At 59.2% G+C, this 21,728-nt stretch carries 9 protein-coding genes; all 9 read left to right on the plus strand.

The window, feature by feature from the left end:
• Positions 1 to 33 precede the first annotated feature (33 nt).
• The 9 genes from JHD77_RS15565 to JHD77_RS15605 all read left to right on the plus strand — a co-directional run bounded on the left by JHD77_RS15565 (position 34) and on the right by JHD77_RS15605 (position 21,726).
• On the plus strand, positions 34 to 519 hold the full coding sequence (locus JHD77_RS15565) for a hypothetical protein (protein WP_191519310.1): 486 nt from the start codon (positions 34 to 36) through the stop codon (positions 517 to 519).
• A 10-nt stretch (positions 520 to 529) separates the two neighbouring features.
• Entirely contained in the window at positions 530 to 1,417 is an 888-nt protein-coding gene (locus tag JHD77_RS15570) for a hypothetical protein (protein ID WP_191519309.1), read from the plus strand.
• Between the two features lie 169 nt (positions 1,418 to 1,586).
• On the plus strand, positions 1,587 to 2,405 hold the full coding sequence (locus JHD77_RS15575) for an NYN domain-containing protein (protein WP_191519308.1): 819 nt from the start codon (positions 1,587 to 1,589) through the stop codon (positions 2,403 to 2,405).
• Between the two features lie 462 nt (positions 2,406 to 2,867).
• Complete coding sequence (locus JHD77_RS15580) at positions 2,868 to 5,741, plus strand: DEAD/DEAH box helicase (protein ID WP_191519307.1); 2,874 nt, start codon at positions 2,868 to 2,870, stop codon at positions 5,739 to 5,741.
• A 13-nt stretch (positions 5,742 to 5,754) separates the two neighbouring features.
• Positions 5,755 to 10,683 carry a class I SAM-dependent DNA methyltransferase gene (locus tag JHD77_RS15585; protein WP_191519306.1) on the plus strand — a complete coding sequence of 1,643 codons (4,929 nt, stop codon included), beginning with the start codon at positions 5,755 to 5,757 and terminating at the stop codon, positions 10,681 to 10,683.
• On the plus strand, positions 10,680 to 11,369 hold the full coding sequence (locus tag JHD77_RS15590; RefSeq protein ID WP_191519305.1) for a hypothetical protein: 690 nt from the start codon (positions 10,680 to 10,682) through the stop codon (positions 11,367 to 11,369). Before JHD77_RS15585 ends, JHD77_RS15590 begins: the two co-directional genes overlap by 4 nt.
• Before the next feature lie 143 nt (positions 11,370 to 11,512).
• On the plus strand, positions 11,513 to 13,300 hold the full coding sequence (locus JHD77_RS15595) for a DUF262 domain-containing protein (protein WP_191519304.1): 1,788 nt from the start codon (positions 11,513 to 11,515) through the stop codon (positions 13,298 to 13,300).
• A gap of 3 nt (positions 13,301 to 13,303) precedes the next feature.
• On the plus strand, positions 13,304 to 19,636 hold the full coding sequence (locus JHD77_RS15600; RefSeq protein ID WP_191519303.1) for a DEAD/DEAH box helicase: 6,333 nt from the start codon (positions 13,304 to 13,306) through the stop codon (positions 19,634 to 19,636).
• On the plus strand, positions 19,633 to 21,726 hold the full coding sequence (locus tag JHD77_RS15605) for a UvrD-helicase domain-containing protein (protein WP_191519302.1): 2,094 nt from the start codon (positions 19,633 to 19,635) through the stop codon (positions 21,724 to 21,726). Before JHD77_RS15600 ends, JHD77_RS15605 begins: the two co-directional genes overlap by 4 nt.
• The last annotated feature ends 2 nt before the right edge of the window (positions 21,727 to 21,728 follow it).

Consider the following 21,728-nt stretch of genomic DNA (forward strand, 5'->3'; position numbering starts at 1 on the left):
ACCTCATACACAAAAAATAAATAGGAACAGACGATGGCGGAACTGACCAAGGAGCGGGGCATGTTTGAGCTGACGCTGCTGAATGCAGAAGTCAGTCGAGAACAATTGGATGATGTGCTGGTGATCGGGCTTAACTGCGGAATTCCGCCCGAGATAATGACCCGTCTCGAAAGCGTGTGGGGAATGACCAGGACGATCGCCGGAGAGGTTGTGGCTATCGGCAAAATTGTCGTGGTGAAGATTTTCGAGTTCTTGAAGGCTAATCCCAATCTCACCATCGGAATCGCGCTTGGTGCTGCGGTGGGTGCGCTGATTGCGGGTATCCCTTTCCTTGGGGCAATGCTGGCGCCGCTTTCTACCGTGCTTTCCATGACGTATGGGGCAGCGGTTGGCGCCACTATTGATGCGGGGGGAATCCCATCCGACCCCTATGTCGCGGTAGCCCACCTGGCCAAGAAGTTCTTCGAGCTGATCCAGGAGATCTTCCTGTCGGTCAAAGACTACTTCCTCGTTGGTTGAGGCCGTGAGCATGACGAACGACTCGTACCTCGACCGCATCAAAAAGGCGCGTCAGATTACTCAAGAGCGCCTGGTGGCGGAGTTGCCAAGAGCGAAGTTGCTCCTAGAAAAAACGGCGGAGACCACCTCGGCATTGACAACAAAGGCAGCGGCCTCGGTTGCTGAGGGTTGTGCCAGTGCAGTCGAAAAAACCAAGCAATCCCTGGAAAGTGAAGAGATTCAGCAGGTGGGGAGACGCTTGAGGGAAGCTGGCACGACCAGCCAAAAAGCGATCATCGAGGCAAGGCAGAAGGCGCAAGCGCTACTGAGAGGAACTGTATTTTCAGAAGCCAAACCGGATGCTGACGCACCGGACGAGGCGGCGATCAAGCAGGCTATCGAAAAAATGCATGGGCGGGACAGGCTCGGGCTGGCAGGTGAACACCTAGCTGCAGCTGGAGGCGCAGCGGCTGGTGTGGCAGCTGCGGGTTCCATTGCAAGTGCGGCGGGAGCTACCACGTTGCTTGGTTCAACGACACTGGCCAGCATGCTGGGTGGCGTCTTCGTCACCACGACACCTGTGGGGTGGGTGATCGGCTCGGCCGCCGTGATGGGCGCGGCCGGCTACGGAATCGCGAAGTTGGTTCGCTCCGGAAGCGAGCAGGACCGGCTGCGCAAGGCATTCATCGAGCGGCAGACCCAACGCCTCATGGAGCTGGAGACCGTGTGTGCACCGCTAGATGAGAAAGTCGAGCTGAGTCAACTGATAGCCCTAACCTTGGCCGCAGGTGTATTGGAGCAAGACGCAGCGAGGCGAATGGTGGACTTGGTCAATGCCGGAAAGCTTCCGACATCGCTGGCCTTGGAGCGCGTGCGAGCAATTGCCTTGGCGACGGAGTTGATCGAGCAGAAGGAGTAATCCATTGCGCATCAAGGGTTCACGGAACTCCGTCGCATGGAGCAAACCTATTGAATGAGCCGTTTCTTCGCTGCTCCTAAGCGGCGTTTCTTAATCTCGACATGATCTAGATTCACAAGCCAGTACACTCGTCCCCTGCTTTGGGCGTGAAGTGTTCAAGGATGCAAGGATGAGCCAGCACCAATCCATTAGCGACACTCGCGTTGCCGTATTGGTCGACTGCGATAACGTTTCCCCTGAAGTTCTCGAACATGCACTACGAGTAGTAGCGCAATTTGGTCGCGTCGTTCTCCGCCGTGGCTACGGCAACCCCGCAACGCTGGGAAGTCGCTGGCAGGACGCACTCGTGCGCCAGGCGTTTACGCCTTGCCTGCAGTACCAATACGCCGCTGGTAAGAACACTGCCGATATCGCGCTAGCGCTTGATGCATTGGAAGCGCTATTCGATCGACGGGCGGACACCTTCTGCCTCGTCACCAGCGACTCCGATTTTGCCTACCTTTGTCGGAAGCTACGCGAGCGTGGCGCAACGGTCTGTATTGTTGGTGAGCCCAAGACGCCTGATGCTTTGCGCAACGCAAGCGACCAGTTTTTTGAGTGGATTCGTCCTGCGGCGGCGGATTCCTCCACTGTTGCAGCAGGAAGAGCTGTCACCAGGTCGGGGACCTGCGTGAAGCCCGAGCCAGCAAGGCAGGACCCGCCGAAGTCACCAGTGAAGCGCAGACCTCGTTTCGTAGTCGAGGCAGTATCGTTACTTGCCAGCGACACCAGTGAAGGAAAGGTGGCATTGGGTGCATTGGGGCAATACCTCAAGCGCACGGACCCTGCGTTTTCACCCAAGACGTACGGCCACTCCGGCTTGCTCGACATGATCAAAACCTACGACCTGCTCGTGTCTATACAGGAGCCGGGAGGGCATTGGTCAGTTGCATTGGCTCCGAGGGAGGAGCAGGTCGGTGAATCCGTGGCCGACATGATGATGGGGTGAATTCACTTGTACTGAAAGTTTACATACGAGCAGCCGCGCTCAGCTTTCAGTGGACCCTATCGCCTGCCTTGCTCTGAAGACCTGCGCTGTAAGTTGACCTGTATGGACGCCCAATATTGGAGTGTCCAATCGGACGACATATCTTGCCGTTGTGCTCGAAAGGAGTTGGGTAGGGAAGTGGGCCCAAGGCCAAAGAAGGCCGGAGTGTAGTTCGCTCCGATCTGATGAGTCGCTGAAAGTGTCTGCTGGAAGAGGAAAATTTCGCGATACCCTGCTTTACCGAGCGGGAGCGCGTAGCTAACGTGACGACCTCCGCAGTGGGCCACTAAAAGGCTATCAAGGATGAGCAATGAGCAGGCAGCGCTTTCTTTTTCTCCATCAAATTTGGTTTGTCGGCCAGGCATGACCTGGCGGCAGCCTTAGCCATAGTCGTCGAATAACGAAATCAGACAAGGGTGCAGCATGCAATTGACCCAAGCCCCAGCCCCCGGCGCCCGTGCGCTGATCCGCGATGAAGAGTGGATCATCCAGAACGCCGACCAATGCAACCTCGGCGGCTGGCAGCTCTCCTGTATCGGTGTGTCGGAAACCGTGCGCAACCGTCATGCGCTGTTCCTCACCGAGCTGGAAGGCATCACCCTGATCGACCCGGCCAAGACCGAGCTGATCTACGACGAGTCGCCCACCTTCACCGCCTCGCGCCTGTTTATTGAGGCGCGGCTGCGCCAGTCGGCATTGCAGAGCGGTGCCGCGGTGATTGGCCAGCACGCGGTGATGGATGCGCTGCCGTTCCAGCTCCAACCGGCACAGCGAGTACTGGAGCAGCTGCGCCCACGCCTGTTGATTGCCGATACCGTTGGTTTGGGTAAAACCCTCGAAGCCGGCATCCTCACTGCCGAGCTGATGCGCCGCGGCAAGGCTCGGCGCATTCTGGTGGTCACCACCAAGAGCATGATGCGCCAATTCCAACAGGAGTTCTGGAACCGCTTTACCATCCCGCTTACCCGCCTGGATTCGGCTGGCATTCAGCGAATTCGCCGCGACATTCCTGCCAATCACAACCCGTTCAACTACTACGACCGGACCATCATCTCGGTCGATACCCTCAAGCGTGACAGCGAGTACCGCCACTACCTGGAAAAGGCCTGGTGGGACCTGATCATCATCGACGAGGCCCACAACGTCTCCTACAAGGGCAACCGTACCCAGAGCAACCGTCTGGCCGAACTGCTCTCGCAGCGCTCCGATGCTCTGATCCTGCTCACCGCTACTCCGCACAACGGTAAGAAGGACAGTTTCGCCAGCCTGATGCGCATGCTCGACCCCACGGTACTGCCGTCCGGTGCGGACTACACCCGTGATGACGTCGAGCACCTGTTCATCCGCCGCTTCAAGAAAGACGTGCGCGAGCAGATGAAGCAGGACTTCCCCGAGCGTGAAGTCTTCCGCCTGGCCGCCGAAGCTAGTCCGGCGGAGAACCTGGCCTTCGATGCTCTGGCCGAACTCAAGCTGAATAGTGAAGGCTCGGGCGCTCGCGACGGTGCCATGCTGTTCCGCACCGTCTTGGAGAAGGCTCTGTTCTCCTCGCCGGCCGCTTGCTTGCAGACCCTCAGGGAGCGAATCCGCAAACTGGAGAATAAAGATCCGCAGCATACGGACCTCGAAGGGCTGCGCGACCTGCAAGGCTTGGTGCAGGCCATCGGCCCGCAGCAGTTCAGCAAGTTCCAGTATCTGATCGAGCAATTGCGCAATGGCCAGCACTGGCGCTGGGACAGCAGCAACCCCAGTGACCGCCTGGTGATTTTCACCGAGCGGGTCGAGACCCTCAAATTCCTCCAGCAGGAACTGCCCAAGGCGCTGGGGCTGAAGGACGAAGCAGTTGCCATCCTGCACGGCCAGTTGCCGGATCAGGAGATCCAGCAAACCGTTGAGGACTTCGGCAAGACTCACTCGCCGCTGCGCCTGCTGATCGCCTCGGACGTTGCCTCCGAAGGTCTCAACCTGCACTACCAGGCGCACCGGCTTATACACTTCGATATTCCCTGGTCGCTGATGGTGTTCCAGCAACGCAATGGCCGGGTCGACCGCTATGGCCAGACCCGCGCCCCGAAGATCGCCTACCTGCTCACCGAGCCGCGCCACGAGCGCATTCGCGGTGACCTGCGTTACCTGGAAATCCTCATCGACAAGGACGAGCAGGCCGCCAAGAACATCGGCGACCCCTCGGCCTTCATGGGGCTGTACGACGAGGAGTTGGAAGAGCTCGAAGTGGCCAAGGCCATCGAAAGCAACGCCAGCCTGGAAGCCTTCCAGGAGTTGTTGGCGGGCGATGATGTCGATCCGTTCGAGGTGCTCTGGGCCAGTGCCAGCGCATCGGAAACACCCGCCGTCTATACCGCACAGCCACAAAGCGCGCAGACACAGGAACTCACCAGCCTGTTCGGCAACAGCTATCAGTACCTGCGCGATGCGCTGCGTCTGCTGGCCGAACAATCGCCGCGCGACTATCCGCCGGTCAAATTCGACGACTCAAACAAGACCCTGAGCTTCCAGCCCAGTCGTGACCTGGCGCAGCTGCTCAAGCGCGATCTGGCCAGCGAGATGTGGCCGGAGGACAACACCTTCGCCTTGAGCGCCGACAAAACCGTGGTCGAGTCCGCCATCCGCCAGGCCCGCGACACCAACGCCTGGCCGCAGTTGCACTACCTCTGGGCGCTGCACCCGATTGCCCAGTGGCTCGACTACAAGCTGATGGCCCTGTTCGGTCGTCAGCGAGCTCCATTGCTGCGCGTGGCGCAAGGGCTGAATGCCGGCGAGGCCATTGTGCTGGTGCTGGCGCAGGTGCCCAACCGGCGTGGCCAGGCGGTGCTCGCCGAGTGGATGGGCGTGCAACTCAATGCCGTCGGGCAGGTACAGGGCGTGCTCAGTCTGGAGGATGCCCTGCAACGCACTGGTCTCGCCGGCAACCTCGGTAGCGGCGCCAACATTCGCGCCAACGATGGCAACGCACCGGATGTCCGCGCCTTGCAAGCGGCATTGCCTGGAGTGATTCAGGCCGCCCAGCAGCACATCAAACCGATCAAGCAGGCCTTTGATGCCGACTGCCGATCACGGCTGGACCGCGAGTTGAGCAAGTTGAAAACCCTGCAGGACAAACACACCGCCCAGCTGGAGCTGGATTTCGCCAAGGGCATCGAGCAGGTCAACGCGGCCAAGCGCAAGCAGAAGGAAAGCGACACCGCCGACCTGTTCAACAACTACCAGCAATGGATACGCGACACCCTGCAACTGGACGACCGCGCCCAGTTCACTGTGGTCGCGGCCCTGATGGCGTAAGGAAGGAAACCCCATGAGTTTTGCCATTGCCGGCCTGACCAACGCCAACGAGTTCTACAGCCAACACTACCTGGACGAGATCCTCGAGAAAGACCTCAAGCCGCTGTTCGACCAGTGGAAAGAGCTGGGCGCCGACAGCCCCGTTGCCCGTCTGCGCACGGCTTCGGGTGCCAACGGTTACTTCCGCGCCCGTCAGCGCTTCCTCAGCGAGCGCAAGGCCAGCGAGCGTGCCAGCCTGTTTGTCGATTTGGTGCAGCCGCTGCTGCAGGCAATCGGCTACCAGCTGGCGCCGGAAAACCTCGCCTTGGCCGATGGCGAGCTGCCGGTGCTGGCCACCTACCGTGACGCCAAGCACCAGCCACTGCTGGTGATCGCCGCCGCCATCGCTGGGGTAGATGATGAGGAGCTGGGGCCGCTGCAGCTCAAACCGCAGGCGGCCAGCAGTCACGGCAAAAGCCGCCAGGCCGACGGTGACTGGGAAGAAACCCTGAGTCGCCGTCTGTTCGCAGACGACCACCCGCCACGTTGGGTGCTGCTGGTGCACCACGAGGAATGGCTGCTGATCGAGCGCAGCAAATGGGGGCGCAAGGCGCTGCTCAGTTTCAAGCTGCCCGATCTGTTCGGTCCGCGTGACGACAAGCTGCTGCGTGCCCTGGCTGCGCTGGTCGGTAGCCAGTCGGTGCTGCCCGCCGAGGGCGGCGTAGCGTTGCTCGATAGCCTGGACGACAACTCCCACAAACATGCCTTCGAGGTTTCCACCGACCTCAAGTACGCCCTGCGCGAATGCATCGAGCTGATCGCCAACGAGGCCATCTGGTACAAGCGCACCGTGGCCAAGGAAAAGGTCTACGAGCGCAACGACACCGACCTGGCCGAGCAGCTCAGCCGCGAAAGCCTGCGCTACATGTATCGCCTGCTGTTCCTCTTCTACATCGAAGCACGCCCCGAGCTGGGCTACGCGCCCATCGATGCAGAGGCCTACCTAAAGGGCTACAGCGTCGAGCACCTGCGCGAGCTGGAGCAAACCCCGTTGACCACCAGCGAGGCGCAGGAAGGCACTTACTTCCATGAAAGCCTCAAGCAGCTGTTCGGCCTGATCTGGCAAGGCTTCCCGCGCCGCGACAACAGCAGCGGACAGATGGACTTCACCGCGGGGCACGACCTCTTGCTCGACGCCGGTTTTACCATCGCCCCGCTGCAAGGGCATTTGTTCGACCCCGATCGCACTCCGCTGCTGGGCAGCGTCAAGCTGCGTAACCGTGTGCTGCAGCAGGTGATCGAGCTGATGTCGCTGTCCCGTGGTGGTGGCAAGCGCCGCCGGGGCCGTATCAGCTACGGCACCTTGGGTATTAACCAACTGGGTGCCGTGTATGAATCCCTGCTGTCCTTCCGCGGCTTCTTTGCTGAGGAAGACCTGTACGAAGTGCGCCCCGACCCCAAAGGCAAAAAGGCCAGCACAGGTGAGGAGGGCGAAGAGGGTGATGCCGAAGCAGAGGACGCCGAGCTCGACACTGCCAGCGACCAGGACAAGAAAAAGGACGCCGAACTCGACCCGCTGGAGGCCGCCTACTTCGTCCCGTCCAGCGCCATCGGCCAGTACACCGATGCCGAGCGCCTGTTTGGCGGCAATCCGCGCAAATACCTCAAGGGCACCTTTATCTATCGCCTGGCCGGTCGTGCCCGGGAAAAGTCAGCTTCCTACTACACCCCAGAGGTGCTCACTCAATGCCTGGTGGAGCATGCGCTGAAGGAAATCCTCCCCGGCAAAACGGCGGACGAGATTCTCCAGCTCACCATTTGCGAGCCGGCCATGGGTAGTGCGGCGTTCTTGAACGAAGCGGTCAACCAACTTGCCGAGGCCTACCTGCAGGCCAAGCAGAAGGAGCTGGGCCAGAGCATCCCCCACGAGCAGTACACCGAAGAAAAGCAGCGGGTGAAAATGTACATCGCCGACAGCAATGTCTTCGGTGTGGACTTGAACCCCATCGCCGTGGAGCTGGCCGAGGTGTCGCTCTGGCTTAACGCCATCTTCAAGGGCAGCCATGTGCCCTGGTTCGGCTTGCAGCTGTACAACGGCAACTCGCTGGTCGGTGCACGCCGCGAGGTGTTTAGCACTGCCCAGCTCACCCCTGGCAGAGGCGAAAACGGTCTGCCCGAGCGCGACTGGCGCGCCGCAGCACCGCAGGCTTTGCCGCTTACGCAAGCGCTGAAGGGCACCGATATCTTCCACTTCCTGTTGCCCGCCGAAGGCATGGGTATGGTTAGCGACAGGGTGGTCAGGGCGCTGGAGCCCGCTGCCTTCGAGCAGTTCAGGCAATGGCGCAGGTCCTTTACCACGCCGCTGACCAAGGATGAAGTCCGTCGCGTGCAGGCCTTGAGCCAAGCTGCGGAAAAGCTCTGGCAACAACATGCCGAGGAGCTCTCAAGGGTGCGCAAGGCCACCTGCGATGAGCTGCACGTTTGGCCCGACCCGGCCGCTAACCGTGCCCCCACCAGCACCGCGCAGAAGGACGACGTCTACAAGCGCGAAATGCTCAGCGAGGCGCAGAAAAACGCCAGCCCCTACCGCCGCTTGAAGCTGGTAATGGATGCCTGGTGTGCCCTGTGGTTCTGGCCGCTGGACAAGGCTGGCGAGCTGCCCAGTCGCGAGCACTGGTGGTTTGTGCTGGAAACCGTACTGCTCGGCAATGCCAGTCTGGCCAGCGCACCGGCTGGCGACTTCTTCCCGGAGACCCTGCCCCAGCAAAGGCTGGACTTCACTCCCGAGCGCGACCGCTACGGCCATGTGGATATCGCGGCGCTGGTCGAGGCTCTGCCGCAACTGCAGGTGGCCCACCAGGTGGCCAGCCAGCAGCACTTTATGCACTGGGCATTGGAGTTTGCCGACGTATTTAAGGTCCGTGGCGGCTTCGATGTGATCCTCGGCAACCCACCGTGGATAAAGGTGGAGTGGAACGAGCAGTCACTGTTGTCGGACTTCGATCCGCGCTTTGCCATTCGCAAGCTTAGTGCTTCAGACACTGCCAAGCAGCGTGAGGCCGTTTTTGCCGCGCTGCCGCAGGCCAAGGCAGATTACCTGGCCGAATGTGTGGCCACCGAGGGCATGGGGCAGTTCCTCAATGCCACTCAGAACTACCCGCTGCTCAAGGGTCAGCAGAGCAACCTGTTCAAATGCTTCCTGCCGCTGGTGTGGCAGGTGGGCAGTGGCGTGCAGGCGCTGTTGCATCCGGAAGGGCCGTACGACGATCCCAATGGAGGGGGGCTACGGGAGGCCATGTACTCGCGGCTCCGCGCGCACTATCAGTTCCAGAATGAGCTGAAGCTGTTTGCCGAAATCGGTAATCGGGTGAAGTTCAGCATCAATATCTACGGCGCATCGCAGGCGCCGGCTTTCAAGACCATGGCAAACGTCATGCATCCGCAGACTACCTTTGCAGCGTTGGAGCATACAGGCGGTGGTGTAACGCCCGGTATCAAGACGGACGCAGGGAACTGGGATCTGGCAGGTCATCGCAACCGTCTCGTTGAGGTGACAGAAAGCACGCTGGCAACTTTTGCTCTGCTTTATGACGCACCGGGTACTCCTGCTCTACAGGCGCGTTTGCCGGCGGTTCATAGTCGCGAACTGGTGTCGGTGCTTGAGAAATTTGCCCGAGTGCCGCGACGCCTCGGAGATTTGGTTGGCAACTATTTAACTTTGGAGATGTGGCACGAAACCGGTGCGCAAAAGGACGGAACCATCCGCCGTCGGAGCCGAGGCGAGCAGGGCTTTGTGAGTGACCCCGTGGAGTTCGTCCTGTCCGGCCCGCATTTCTATGTGGGAAATCCACTCAGCAAAACCCCGAAGCCAATCTGTGAGACGCACAAGGCTTACGACTCCCTCGACCTCGAAACCCTACCCAACGACTATCTGCCGCGTAGCAACTACCTGCCCTCTTGCGATGCCATCGAATATGCTCGCCGCGTGCCCCGGGTGAGTTGGGTGGAGGAGGACGAGCCTGAGGCGAGGGCTGTGACAAAGTATTACCGCTTTGTCAATCGCCGCATGTTCAGTCCCTCTGCAGAGAGATCATTTATCTCGACAATTGCTCCAGCAGGGAGTGCGCATATTCACCCTGTGCTTTCGACGACGTTTCGGCGTAGTGCCGACCTAGTGGATTTTTCTGCAGGCACTTATTCGTTACCGATTGACTTCTTGCTCCGCTCAACAGGTAAGACCGACCTCTACGAGAGCACTCTTCGCAATTTCCCGTTGCTATCGTCTAGTGGTTTAAGGGCGCGAGCACTGGCTCTCAACTGTCTCACTACCCATTACGCTGACCTCTGGCAGGATTGCTGGCAGGCCGAATTTCCGCAAGATAGCTGGGCCAGCAATGACCCGCGCCTGCCGCAGCAGTTCTTCGCCCAGCTCACCCCCGACTGGCAGCGTAACTGCGCCTTGCGCAGCGACTATGCCCGCCGTCAGGCGCTAGTGGAAATCGATGTGCTCGCTGCCCAGGCTCTCGGCCTGACCTTGGACGAACTGCTAACCATCTACCGCGTGCAGTTTCCGGTGATGCGCCAGTACGAGCGCGACACTTGGTACGAAGCCAATGGCCGTATTGTCTTCACCGCCAGCAAGGGCCTGGTCGGCGTCGGCCTGCCACGCAAGCCCGGCAAAAAGGACGAGCACTGCACCCTGATCCACCCCGACGGCCGCCGCGAAAGCGAACGCCTCGGCTGGGATGACGTCATGCCCAAGGATGGCAAGCCCCAGCTCGCCAACGGCACCGTCATTGAGCGCATGGTCCTGGACGACACTCAACCCGGCGGCCCAATCAACCGCACCATCCGCTACACCGCCCCCTTCACCCTCGCCGACCGCGAAGCCGACTACCGCGTGGCCTGGGCGCATTTTGCCTCCAACTCTGAAGCCACCCTTGAGAAGGAATCTCTCGTATGAACACCATGCTCGTGAGCCCATTGCTAAAGGTTTCGCCAAAAGGACCGGTTTCGTCTGAGGGTGGTGCTCGGATTCATTTGCGTCAGGGCGAACTGGATGGGGCTTGTGGTCCCTACTGCATGATTTCTGCGCTGATTACCCTTGGGTTGATGAATCGGGACGATGTTCTGGAGAACATGCACAGGTGGAAGGGCAGCTCGCGAAATGGGCGCTTTCGTGATGCGCTTTATGCGTTTGGTGTACTGAATGGCGAAGGTACGGACGGTAGCGACCTGCTATGGCTGACGGAACATTACAAGAGCGTTGGTTTGCAGGCCTGTCATGTCGAGGGGACGAAGAAGCAAGTCTTCGAGATTGTGGCGGGTGGCATTGAAATGGGAGACCTGCCGATTGTGGGCGTCCAGTGGCAGGGCGGTGGCGCCCACTGGATGTTGGTGGTGGGCTACCAGGGAAAGGAAAGTGAAGATGACTTTCAGTTGACTCATCTGCTCTGCCTGGATCCGGGCCAAGAAGCTCCCAGGGCCAGCCTTTGGAATGCCGTGCTGGAGGTGTTCGACGGAGACGGGGCGTCGGTCAATTTGGGGCGTATGTCGTCCAATTTCTGGGGCATGGATGGAAGACCGACTAAGTGTCAGATCAAGGATACGGTGATTCTTTCCTTGTCAGACAGGCGTAAGGCATCGTGATTCTCTGTCGGCCAATCCGAGTAGGTGGTGTGTAGAGAGGTTGGCAGCTGATGCTGTTTCGTGTTGTTGGCTAGTTTACCGAGGGCAGTCCACCTCTTTTACGGCTGACTGCTTTCAATGATCGTTTAAAAGGGAATTTGGTTGTGGCGACCCAAACAATCGAGCAGTTCTTCACCGGCAAGACACTGGTGATTCCGGCTTACCAGCGCGACTATGCCTGGACAACCACCAACATCGATGACCTGTTCGAGGACATCGAAGAGGCGATGGAGCTCGGCGGTGGGCACTACCTGGGCACCTTCATTCTTTCGCAAACGGAAAAGGTGGCGCCGGTGAGTGTGGTCGATGGCCAGCAGCGCCTGACGACCCTGACCATGCTGCTGGACGCCTTGGTGGATGCGGTAGATGAGCCTGCAATCAAGGAGCATTACCGCGGAACATATATTTTTCACCCGGTGTACGGTCCCAAGTTCACGGTGCTCGGTGTCAATCAGGCGTTCTTCACAGCGCTGCTCAATGATGAGAGTCCCGAACCGGAATCCGATGGTCAGCAACGGTTGTTGACGGCCTATCAATGGATTCGTCATCGGGTTGCCGCGATCAGGGGGCAGCAGGGGCAGGAGGCGGTAAGGAACTGGCTCTTGGCGATCAGTCACCTTGAGGTGCTGGAGTTCACAGAGGCCAATGAAGGCAAGGCAATCCGCATGTTCCAGTCGGTCAATGACCGCGGTGTGCCGCTGGCCAAGATGGATATCGCCAAGAGCCTGTTGATTTATTACTCCAACCGCTTTCTCGACGGCGAACTGGACTCGATGGTTTCCGACAGTTTCGGAGAGGCTTTCCGCTGCTTCAGCAGACTGAAAAAACTTGCGGCTGAACCGGGCTACCAGATCCGCTTGATCAACCGCGATCCATTCCGTGAAGACGATGTGCTGCGTTATCACTATTTCGCGTTTGATGGTGAAAAGCATGATGTGGTGGCCGGCGCGGATTACAACGCCACCTCGGAAACCGTACTGGAGTCCTTCCTCAAGCCGGTCCTGAAGCGCATGCGCAGTGATAGGGAGCGCTTGTCGGCTTTCATCACGGCGTACGTAAGAGACCTTGAGCACTTCTTCAGGGGGCTGCTCGCATTGGCGGAAGCCACTCGTAGCAACCGGGAGCTGTATCTGCTGTTGGTGGTGCAGGATCTGGCCGCAACCCTGTACCCGCTGTTGGTAAGCCTATTCAACGGAAAACTGCTGGAGACGCGGGTTCCTGAGCACCTGAACTACTCGATGTTGAAGCTCGTCGAGCTGACGGATTTGCGGGTGTTCAAGCTGCAGGGCACTAACCCGCAAGCGGATATGGCTGCGCTGATGCGCGATTTCAGTCGGCTAAGTCCGCTGCAAATCGCCGAGCGACTCATCAATTTCTGTCAGCGCTTTATGCCGAGTGCCAGATTCCAAGCAAAACTGGCCAATGAGGACATGTTCAGAAATCCGGGGCTGCCGCGCATCTTGCTTGAGGCTGAAGGCGCTGCTCGGGAGGCGGCTGGTGAGTCTCGGCTGGAGATCGACGATCTGGTGAAGCTCAACACCGATGGTTTGACTATTGAGCATGTCCTGCCCCAAGAGGCTTCTTTTGGTGTGCGCCTGTACGGCTTCCACAGTGCGGAGTCCTATCTGGAGCATATCCATCTGCTTGGCAATCTGGCGCCATTGGAGAAGCGCATCAACAGCGCTTGTGGCAACTGTTCGGCCGAGAGAAAAACGAGTGAGTCCAAGCTTTACAGGAGCTCTCAGTTCAATCTGATCCAGAACTTGGCCGCTGGGAGTGCCAACGTCAGCCCGGCCTTTACCAAGGATGCTCTGCTTAAGCGCAGTGCCGAGCTGGCGCGGTTCTCGGTGACGAGGTGGCCGTTGTTTGAAACTGATCTGATCGAGTCGTAATCAATGCAGCCACTGATTGTTTCCCAGCAGGTCACCCAAGGCGTCGCAGACTTTCTGCGCACTGCATTTCCCTCCACCACGCCCGGATTCGAGGGCCTGCTGGAGCGCTTCCTGGCTGAGCGCAGCAATATTTTCAAGGGGCCGTATCTGACGGTTCCGCTTCCGTTTCGCAAGCATCAGGGCGGTAGCGCGCCGGTTTATTCCTGGTTGCCGACGGGCTTTGTGCCACACGCTCACCAGGCCAAGGCGTTTACTCGGCTCTCAGGTGAGTCTGCCCAGTCCACGCTGGTGGCCACTGGCACGGGCTCGGGCAAGACCGAGTGCTTTTTGCTTCCAATTCTGGAGCATTGCCGGCAGGCGCGTGCCGAAGGGCGTCCCGGCATTAAGGCGATTATCCTGTACCCGATGAACGCCCTGGCCAGTGACCAGGCCAACCGGGTGGCCAAGGAGATCGTCAAGACCGCCGCCCTGTCAGGGGTACGGGCCGGTTTGTATGTTGGCGATGCGCCGGCTGTTGAGTCGCAAACGGTGACTCAGCTGGAAGATGGCAGCTATTCGGTCATCACTGATCGTGATGCGTTGCGTGCCAATCCACCGGACATTCTGCTGACCAACTACAAGATGCTGGATTTCCTGCTGATCCGTGCGGCAGATACACCGCTGTGGGCTCAGCAGCAGCCGGATACTCTGCGCTACCTGGTGGTAGACGAGTTGCACACGTTCGACGGTGCTCAGGGGACCGATCTGGCCTGTCTGATTCGCCGTCTCAAGGGGCGCCTCAATGCGCCGCCGGGGCAGCTGGTGTGCGTGGGTACATCGGCAACCCTGGGTGACGATGGTGCCGATGACTTGCTGGCGTTCGCGGGCGATATTTTCGGGGAGGTCTTGGATGCCGCTGCGGTGATCGCTGAGGACCGCGAGTCGGTGGGAGACTACCTGGCCGAAGCGCTGGTGGAGTTTACCCAGTGTCCGCAGCCTGCTGATCTGGCGGTTTTGGCGCCTGAGCAGTATGGCGACTTGCACGCTTACCTGGCCGCACAAGTACCTCTATGGTTTGGTCAGCCATGTTCCGCCGAGCAGGTGTCCGACGTCGCCTGGCGCTGTTCGTTGGGCGAGCGCTTGAAGTGCCATTTCGCCTTCCAGAATCTTTTGCGGGATCTGGAGCGGTTAGGGCCAAAGTCTGTCCTGCTTGAGGACTTGCTGTCCCTGCTGCATCGACGCCTTCCCGCCTGCGACGACGAGCGTTTTGCCTTGCTGTGGTTGTCTAGTTTGCTATCGCTGGTTGCCCATGCACGTAAGCCCGGACATCAGGACTTCTTCTTACAGGTGAAGGTCGAGATTTGGCTGCGTGAGCTGCGCCGCATGGTAGCTGTGCTAGATGAGGAGCCGCAGCTACGTCACCACGATGACCTACGCAAGGCAGATCTGACGCGCTTACATCTGCCGGTAATTCATTGCCGAGAGTGCCATGCCACGGGGTGGGGCGCGACGGTACAAAAGACCAGCCCTAATCAGCTGGGGCATGACCTTCAAGGGTTTTACAGTGCGTTCTTTGCCGAGGATGTTTCGACGCGCTTCGTATTCCCGGCCACCGAGGACGTGGACCTAAAAGTCTTCGAGCACAAACGGGTGTGCCCAAGCTGCGGCACTTTACACCCACCCTCGCAAACCGAATGTTCGCAGTGTGAGGATCAGCCTTTGGTGGCTGTGCATGTTGCCAACAACCTGCGCGAGGCGACCCGCAATGGCGCGAAGTTCATCAAGGCCCATCACGATTGCCCCTATTGCGCCGGGTACAAGACTCTGACGATTGTCGGCTCTCAGGCGGCCAGTTTGGCGGCGGTGATGGTAGGGCAGTTGTTTGCCACCCGCTTCAATGCTGACAAGAAGCTGATTGCCTTCTCCGACTCCGTTCAGGATGCCGCGCACCGGGCGGGGTTCCTGGCCGCGCGGACCTGGCGTTTGAATCTGCGTCCGGCTATGGCCCAGGTGATCGCAGAAGCCTGCGCGCACGGAAATGCCCTGACTCTGGCCGAGTTGCCCGCGGCGTTCGATCAGCATTGGCGCGGCAAGTTGGGTGACGAACTGTACGTTGCCAACTTCCTTCCGCCGCAGATGCAGTGGCTACGTGACTATGAAACGCTAATGTCGGAGGGGCAGCTACCGCCAGGCAGCAATCTACTGCAAGAACTGGCCAAACTGCTGCCTTGGATCATCAAGGCAGAATTCGGCCAGGATGCCTACATCGGTCGAACGCTGGTGGCTACTGCCACGGCGAGCGTGGTGCCTTACAGAGGGGGGCTGAATGAGGCGACACAATGGATGTTGCCGAGGTTGCGCGACACCCTGGAGCCGCTGGCTGCTACTTCATTCGATGAATTGATCATATTCCTGCGCGGCTTGATCGAGGCCATGCAGCGAGTGGGTGCCTGGCGTGATGCTGAATTGGATTTTTATGCCCGGATGGGCAGCAGCCCCTGGGCGTACAAAAAGAATCCGAGCCAATTCAAGCTGCTGTCGGGGCCGCGGCCACCTCGTTTCATTACCTTGACCGAATTTCAGCGTTGCGCGGCGGTTAATGGCAGTCACGCGGCTTTGTTCCGCTCCTGGGCTTTCCGCGCTTTGCCCGCGCTGCGTGATTTGGCACTGGGTGCCGATCAGCTGCTTCAGCCGATCTATCGCCTGGCGTTCGAGGCACTCGGGCATGTCGGATTGGCAAGGTATGAGGACGCTGACGGTAAGGCTGATGTCCGGGTTTGGGCTCTTGAGCCTGCCGGCTTCCATGTCTTGGTGGGCGGGCGTGGCTGGCGCTGTGACTCCTGTCGTACCACCCTCATGTCCGGTCCGGAGGAAGATCTGGCCGGTGAGCCCTGCCGACGCAAGGAGTGTTGGGGCCATCTGCAAGACGCGACGGCCAACGGCGACTACTACCGCAAGTTGTATCTGCATGCGGATATTCGGCGGGTGGTGGCCCACGAACACACTGGCTTGCTACCCCGAGAAACCCGCGAGGCGGTGGAGCGGAACTTCAAGTCGAAGGTAGAAAGGCCCGGCAGCATCAACGTGCTGTCTGCGACTCCGACGCTCGAAATGGGTATCGACATCGGTGACCTGTCGAGCGTGCTGCAGTGCTCGGTGCCTCCGCAGCAGGCCAACTATATCCAGCGTGCGGGGCGTGCAGGTCGAAGTACGGGTAATGCGTTGCTGATGAGCCTGGCTACCAGCAAGCCGCATGATCTGTACTTCTGGGAAGATCCCAAGTCCATGATCGCCGGCTCGGTCCAGGCGCCCGGGGTCTTTCTCAATGCCTCCGCGGTCCTGGAGCGGCAGCTCACGGCCTTCACTCTGGATTGCTGGGTGCATCAGAGTGGGCGCAGTGCTCAGATTCCGGCGGAAATCCGAGCTGTGTTCAGCGCGGTGGTCAACCAGAGCACGACGCGATTCCCTTACCCCTGGCTGAGCTATGTAGAGCAGAACTGTGCGCTCCTGCTTGAGCGCTTTTTGAAACTGTTCAATCAAGGCGCGTACACGCCCCTAAGTGAGGGTACCCAAGCCTGGCTCGAGCGGTTTATTCAGGGGGACGGAGAGCAGGGCAGTCCCCTGGCCTACAAGATCGTCAATCGACTGCAGGGTATTGCTTCGGATGTCGAGAGCATCAAGCGCAAGCGAGATGCCACGGTCAAGGAAATCGAGAAGCTGCAGGCATTGCCTGTTCGCGGTGAGGAGCAGGAGGACGAGCTTACGAGGCTGGTCCAGGATCGCACTGCGCTCTCGCGTCTGATCGGTAGTATCGAAGGTAAGGCCACCCTGAATGTGCTGACCGATGAAGGGTTGCTGCCGAACTACGCCTTTCCTGAACAGGGCGTTTTACTGCGCTCGATCATCGTTCGTGATCCGAAACCGGGTACTTCAGCACCAGATTCGGAAACCTTTGAGTACGAACGACCGGGCTCGACAGCAATCACCGAGTTGGCGCCAAACAACACCTTCTATGCTGAAGGGCGCCGGGTTGTGGTCAACCAGGTGGATGTATCGAAGGTCAAGCCGGAGCACTGGCGTTTCTGTCGCCAGTGCTCCTACACCGAGCCACTGGCTTCGGGTGACCCGCATCCGAACTGTCCGCGCTGTGGAGACGGGTTATGGAAAGACAGTGGACGAGTGCACGAAATGCTGCGCCTGACCACTGTATTTGCTCGTACGCTTGATCGAGACAGTCGTATTGCCGATGACTCGGACGAGCGCCAGCGCGGCTTCTATGTCCGCCAGGCATTGGTCGATAGCCCTCCTGATGCCGTGCGCCAGGCCTTTGCGATTGACGAGCAGACATTCCCCTTCGGCTTTGAATTCTTGGACCGAGTGACCTTCCGGGAAGTGAACTTTGGTGAGCAGTCGGAGCAGGGCGCTCCAATGGAAATCGGGGGTAAGGAACTGAATCGCCCCGGCTTCAGCATCTGTAGCGAATGCGGCACTTTGCAGCGTAAGCGGAAAGCGGAGGAGCTCTACCGCAACCATGCAACCTGGTGTTCCAGGCGCAAGAGTCCCGAGGCGAATACGCAGCAATGCGTGTTTCTCTATCGTGAGTTCACCAGTGAGGGCATCAGGCTTTTCCTGCCTGAAGTTGGTTTCGCCGATACCAATGAGGCCTTGCTGAGCTTTGTCGCTGCATTGGAGTTGGGGCTGGCCAAACGCTTCCGAGGTGCGGTGGATCATCTACGCATTGCCTTGGATATGCGCATGGCCGCTGGGTCGGATATTCCGCGCTGCTATCTGGTTATCTATGACAGCGTGCCGGGTGGTACTGGCTATCTGAAGGAACTGATGCGCGCACCGGAGCCATTGCTGGAGGTTTTCGGCATTGCTCTGCAGGCGCTGAATAGCTGCACCTGCAATCAGAATGCTGAAACCGATGGCTGTTATCGCTGTGTCTACCGATACCACAACAGCCATGATCGGGAGTCGATTTCACGTAGCACTGCGCAGAAGTTGCTGGGAGAGGTGGTACAGCACAAGGGCGCGCTCAAGCCGGTAACCCATCTGGCTGATGTGCAGCCAGTCAACCATCTTATGGACAGCATGCTCGAGAAGCGCTTTGTCGAAGCGCTGCGCCGTGAGCATTCCGGTCTCAAGTTCAAGCTCAGCGAGCTGTTGTTCAAGGGCAAGGCTGGCTATCAGCTTCAGGCCGGTGCTCGTCGTTGGAAGATTGAACTGCAGGTGAGTCTGGGCCATGGCGATGGGGTTGTGATTCCGTGCAAGCCGGACTTCGTATTTTGGCCGGACGATAGGGCGGATGATCTGCCGATTGCTGTCTTTGTGGATGGCTGGCAATACCACAAAGAAATCATCTCGACCGATCTGGCCAAGCGAATGGCAGTCGCCAAGAGCGGCAAATTCTCGGTTTGGACACTGACGTGGGATGACATCGAGTGCGCCTTGCAGGGCAAGTCTTTGTCCGTTGCCGCACCTTGGCCCACCCTGGTGCCGGTCGCGGCAGCTCCGATGGTGCAGAAACTGTGCGATGCGCAGGGGGTGTCTGCCCTGGGAACACTGACGGCAATTTCGCCCTTCATGCAGCTCCATCAGCGCTTGGCGGGGGGGAGTCATGATGATCTGCGCAAGCTCTCAGTTGCGCTTTCGGTGGGTATGCTCATGCCGCCGGGTGAGCCCTCCGTGCTGGATAAGCTGAAGGGGGGGGCGTTCTGGAAACGCTTGGACGATCTAGGGTTGATTGTCGACCTCAACGGGCATCGTCAAGGTGCCCGTCAGTTGGGAGCCACTCTGGGTGTGATCGCTTCCATGCATCCAGACCAACTCAAACAGGTCATGACGGGGAATGGTTCAATTGAGTCTGAGCCTGTTGTAATCGGTGAGTGGCAGGACACGGGAGCGCCCGAGGAAGAGCTGAAGCAGCGCTGGCAGCAGCTATGGCAAGTAATGAATCTGTTGCTGCCTTTGCGCCATTTGTGGCTGGGAACTGCCGACATGCCAGGACTTCCTGCGCTGCAAGATGGCCCGGTGCTAAAGACCGGCTTGGGCGGCGTTTCCGAGGCTTGGCAGGAAGCAATGGAGATCGCCGCTCAAGAGGTGCAGGTGTGGTGTTTGGTGCTGGCTAAGGCAGGAGTTGCCGAGCCGGAGCCCGGCTATGAGCTTCTGGACGGCAAGGGCCGAGTTGTCGCTGAAGCGGAGATCGCCTGGCCATCAGTCCAGGTCGCCATCTTCCTGCCAGACACCCTGGAGGCAGCGACTGTGTTTGCATCTCAGGGCTGGCACTGTTTTGCAGCTGAATCGGGTGAGTTACCCCAAGAGCTGAGGAGTTTATTGATGGAGACACTGGCATGACGCTAGCGCTCAAGATTGCGATGTCCGATGACTTTCTCAAGTCGTTTGCTGCGGTTCCACGTTCACAGCAATTGGCTGTGCTGAATTTTGTGGCCAAGTTCCGCCAGAACCCGATGGCGACTGGCATTAACTACGAACGGATTCGTGACGCCGCGGACGCCAACATGCGCTCTGTGCGAATCAACGACAATATGCGCGGCATCGTGCTCAAGCCGGAGGTGGGTAGCGTGTACTGCCTGCTTTGGGTTGATCAGCATGACGATGCGTACCACTGGGCTCGTCGCCATCGCGTTGCCATTCACCCAGATGTCGGAAGTATTCAGGTATATGCGGTGCAGGAGGAATCGGCTTCCGCTGCTGTTGTCCAGCCTGAGGTGGCCGGTTCGGAAGGCTTATTCGATGCCCTCAAGGATCGAGAAATTCGCCGCTTGGGCGTGCCGGATGAGCGTCTGGCTGCTGTGCGGGCGGTAACGAGCGAAGAAGAACTGGACGCGCTAGAGGCGATTCTGCCGGACGAGGCATTCGAAGCGCTTTATCTGTTCGCGGCGGGGGAGTCCTTCGACAAGATCATCAATGAGCAGTCTGTTCCCGCAACAGTCGATCAGTCCGATTTCGGCGCGGCGCTGGAGCGTGACAGTACACGTCGTCACTTCGTGGTCTTGACCGATGACAGCGATCTCGAGGCGCTACTGGCGGCTCCGTTAGAGCGTTGGCGAGTATTCCTGCATCCCAGTCAGCGCAAGCTGGTCGAGCGTGACTGGAATGGTCCGGTGAAGGTCACCGGTGGTGCCGGCACTGGTAAAACTGTGGTCGCCATGCATCGTGCCGCAAGATTGGCTCGTCAGTATGCTCAGATGCCTGGGCGTCCAGTGTTGTTCACCACCTTCACGAAAACCCTTGCTGAGGACATTCGTCAGCATTTGGAGCTGCTGTGTACGCCGCAGGAATTGGAGAAGATCCAGGTGGTGAACCTGGACCAGTGGGCCTCAGGGCTGCTGCGCCGATTTGGCTATCCTCATGGCCTGCTTTACAGCGAAAGTGATCGCCGTCGCTTCTGGCAGGCGGCCATGGCCGCCATGCCGGCTGCAATCGATCTATCCACGCAGTTCATGCGGGCCGAGTACGAACGCGTGGTCTTGCCTCAAGGCTGCGAAACCGCTGACGACTACATGAGAGCGAGCCGGGTAGGGCGAGGGGGGCACTTGGGGCGGGCCATGCGTAAAGCACTGTGGCCCGTGTTCGCTGAGTATCGTGCTCAGTTGCAGGCAGCAAATCTTCGTGAACCTGAGGAGGCATTCCGAGAGGCTTGCCAGCTCCTGCGCACGGAGAAACCGGCGCTTGGAATTCGCGCGATGGTTGTTGATGAGGCCCAGGACATCAGCAGCGCTGCCTTTGAGCTGATTCGTGCAGCGGTAGCAGAGACGGAAAACGACCTGTTTATCGTGGGGGATGCACACCAGCGGATCTATCGCCACAAAGTCGTTTTGAGCCGGGTGGGTATCAAGGTGCGAGGGCGCAGCCGCAGTCTTAAGGTGAACTACCGTACGACTGATGAAATCCGACAATGGGCCTGCGCTCAGCTTGAAGGTTGTGCTGTTGATGACCTGGACGGCAATGCGGACTCGCTGCGTGGGTACCGTTCACTGACCCACGGTGATGCGCCGGATATCATCGAGTCCGCATCTTTGGTGGACGATGTTTCTCACGTACAGGCGATCCTGAAACAGCTTCAGGAAGACGGAATGGAGCTTCGTCAGATCTGTATCGCTGCTCGCACCAACGATGACGTAGATGGTATTGCGCGCGCGTTGCAGCAGTCCGGCGTGGCTTGTTTGAAGCTGGAGAACTCGACTGCAGATGATCCTGCGATGCCGGGAGTGCGCCTAGCAACAATGCATCGCATCAAGGGGCTTGAGTTCAGCGTCGTGATCCTGGCGGCCTACAAGGGGGCTGCGAACTATGCGGATCAGTTCAGTCGTGATGAGGATGCTGGGGTCACTGAAGATACAGAGCTTTCCGAGCGGTGCTTGCTGCATGTTGCAGCCACTCGAGCGAAGAGGAACCTGTTCCTATTGATGCGCTCGACGTAAGA

The organism is Pseudomonas sp. P20 (assembly GCF_016463925.1).
Classification (GTDB): Bacteria; Pseudomonadota; Gammaproteobacteria; order Pseudomonadales; family Pseudomonadaceae; genus Pseudomonas; species Pseudomonas aeruginosa.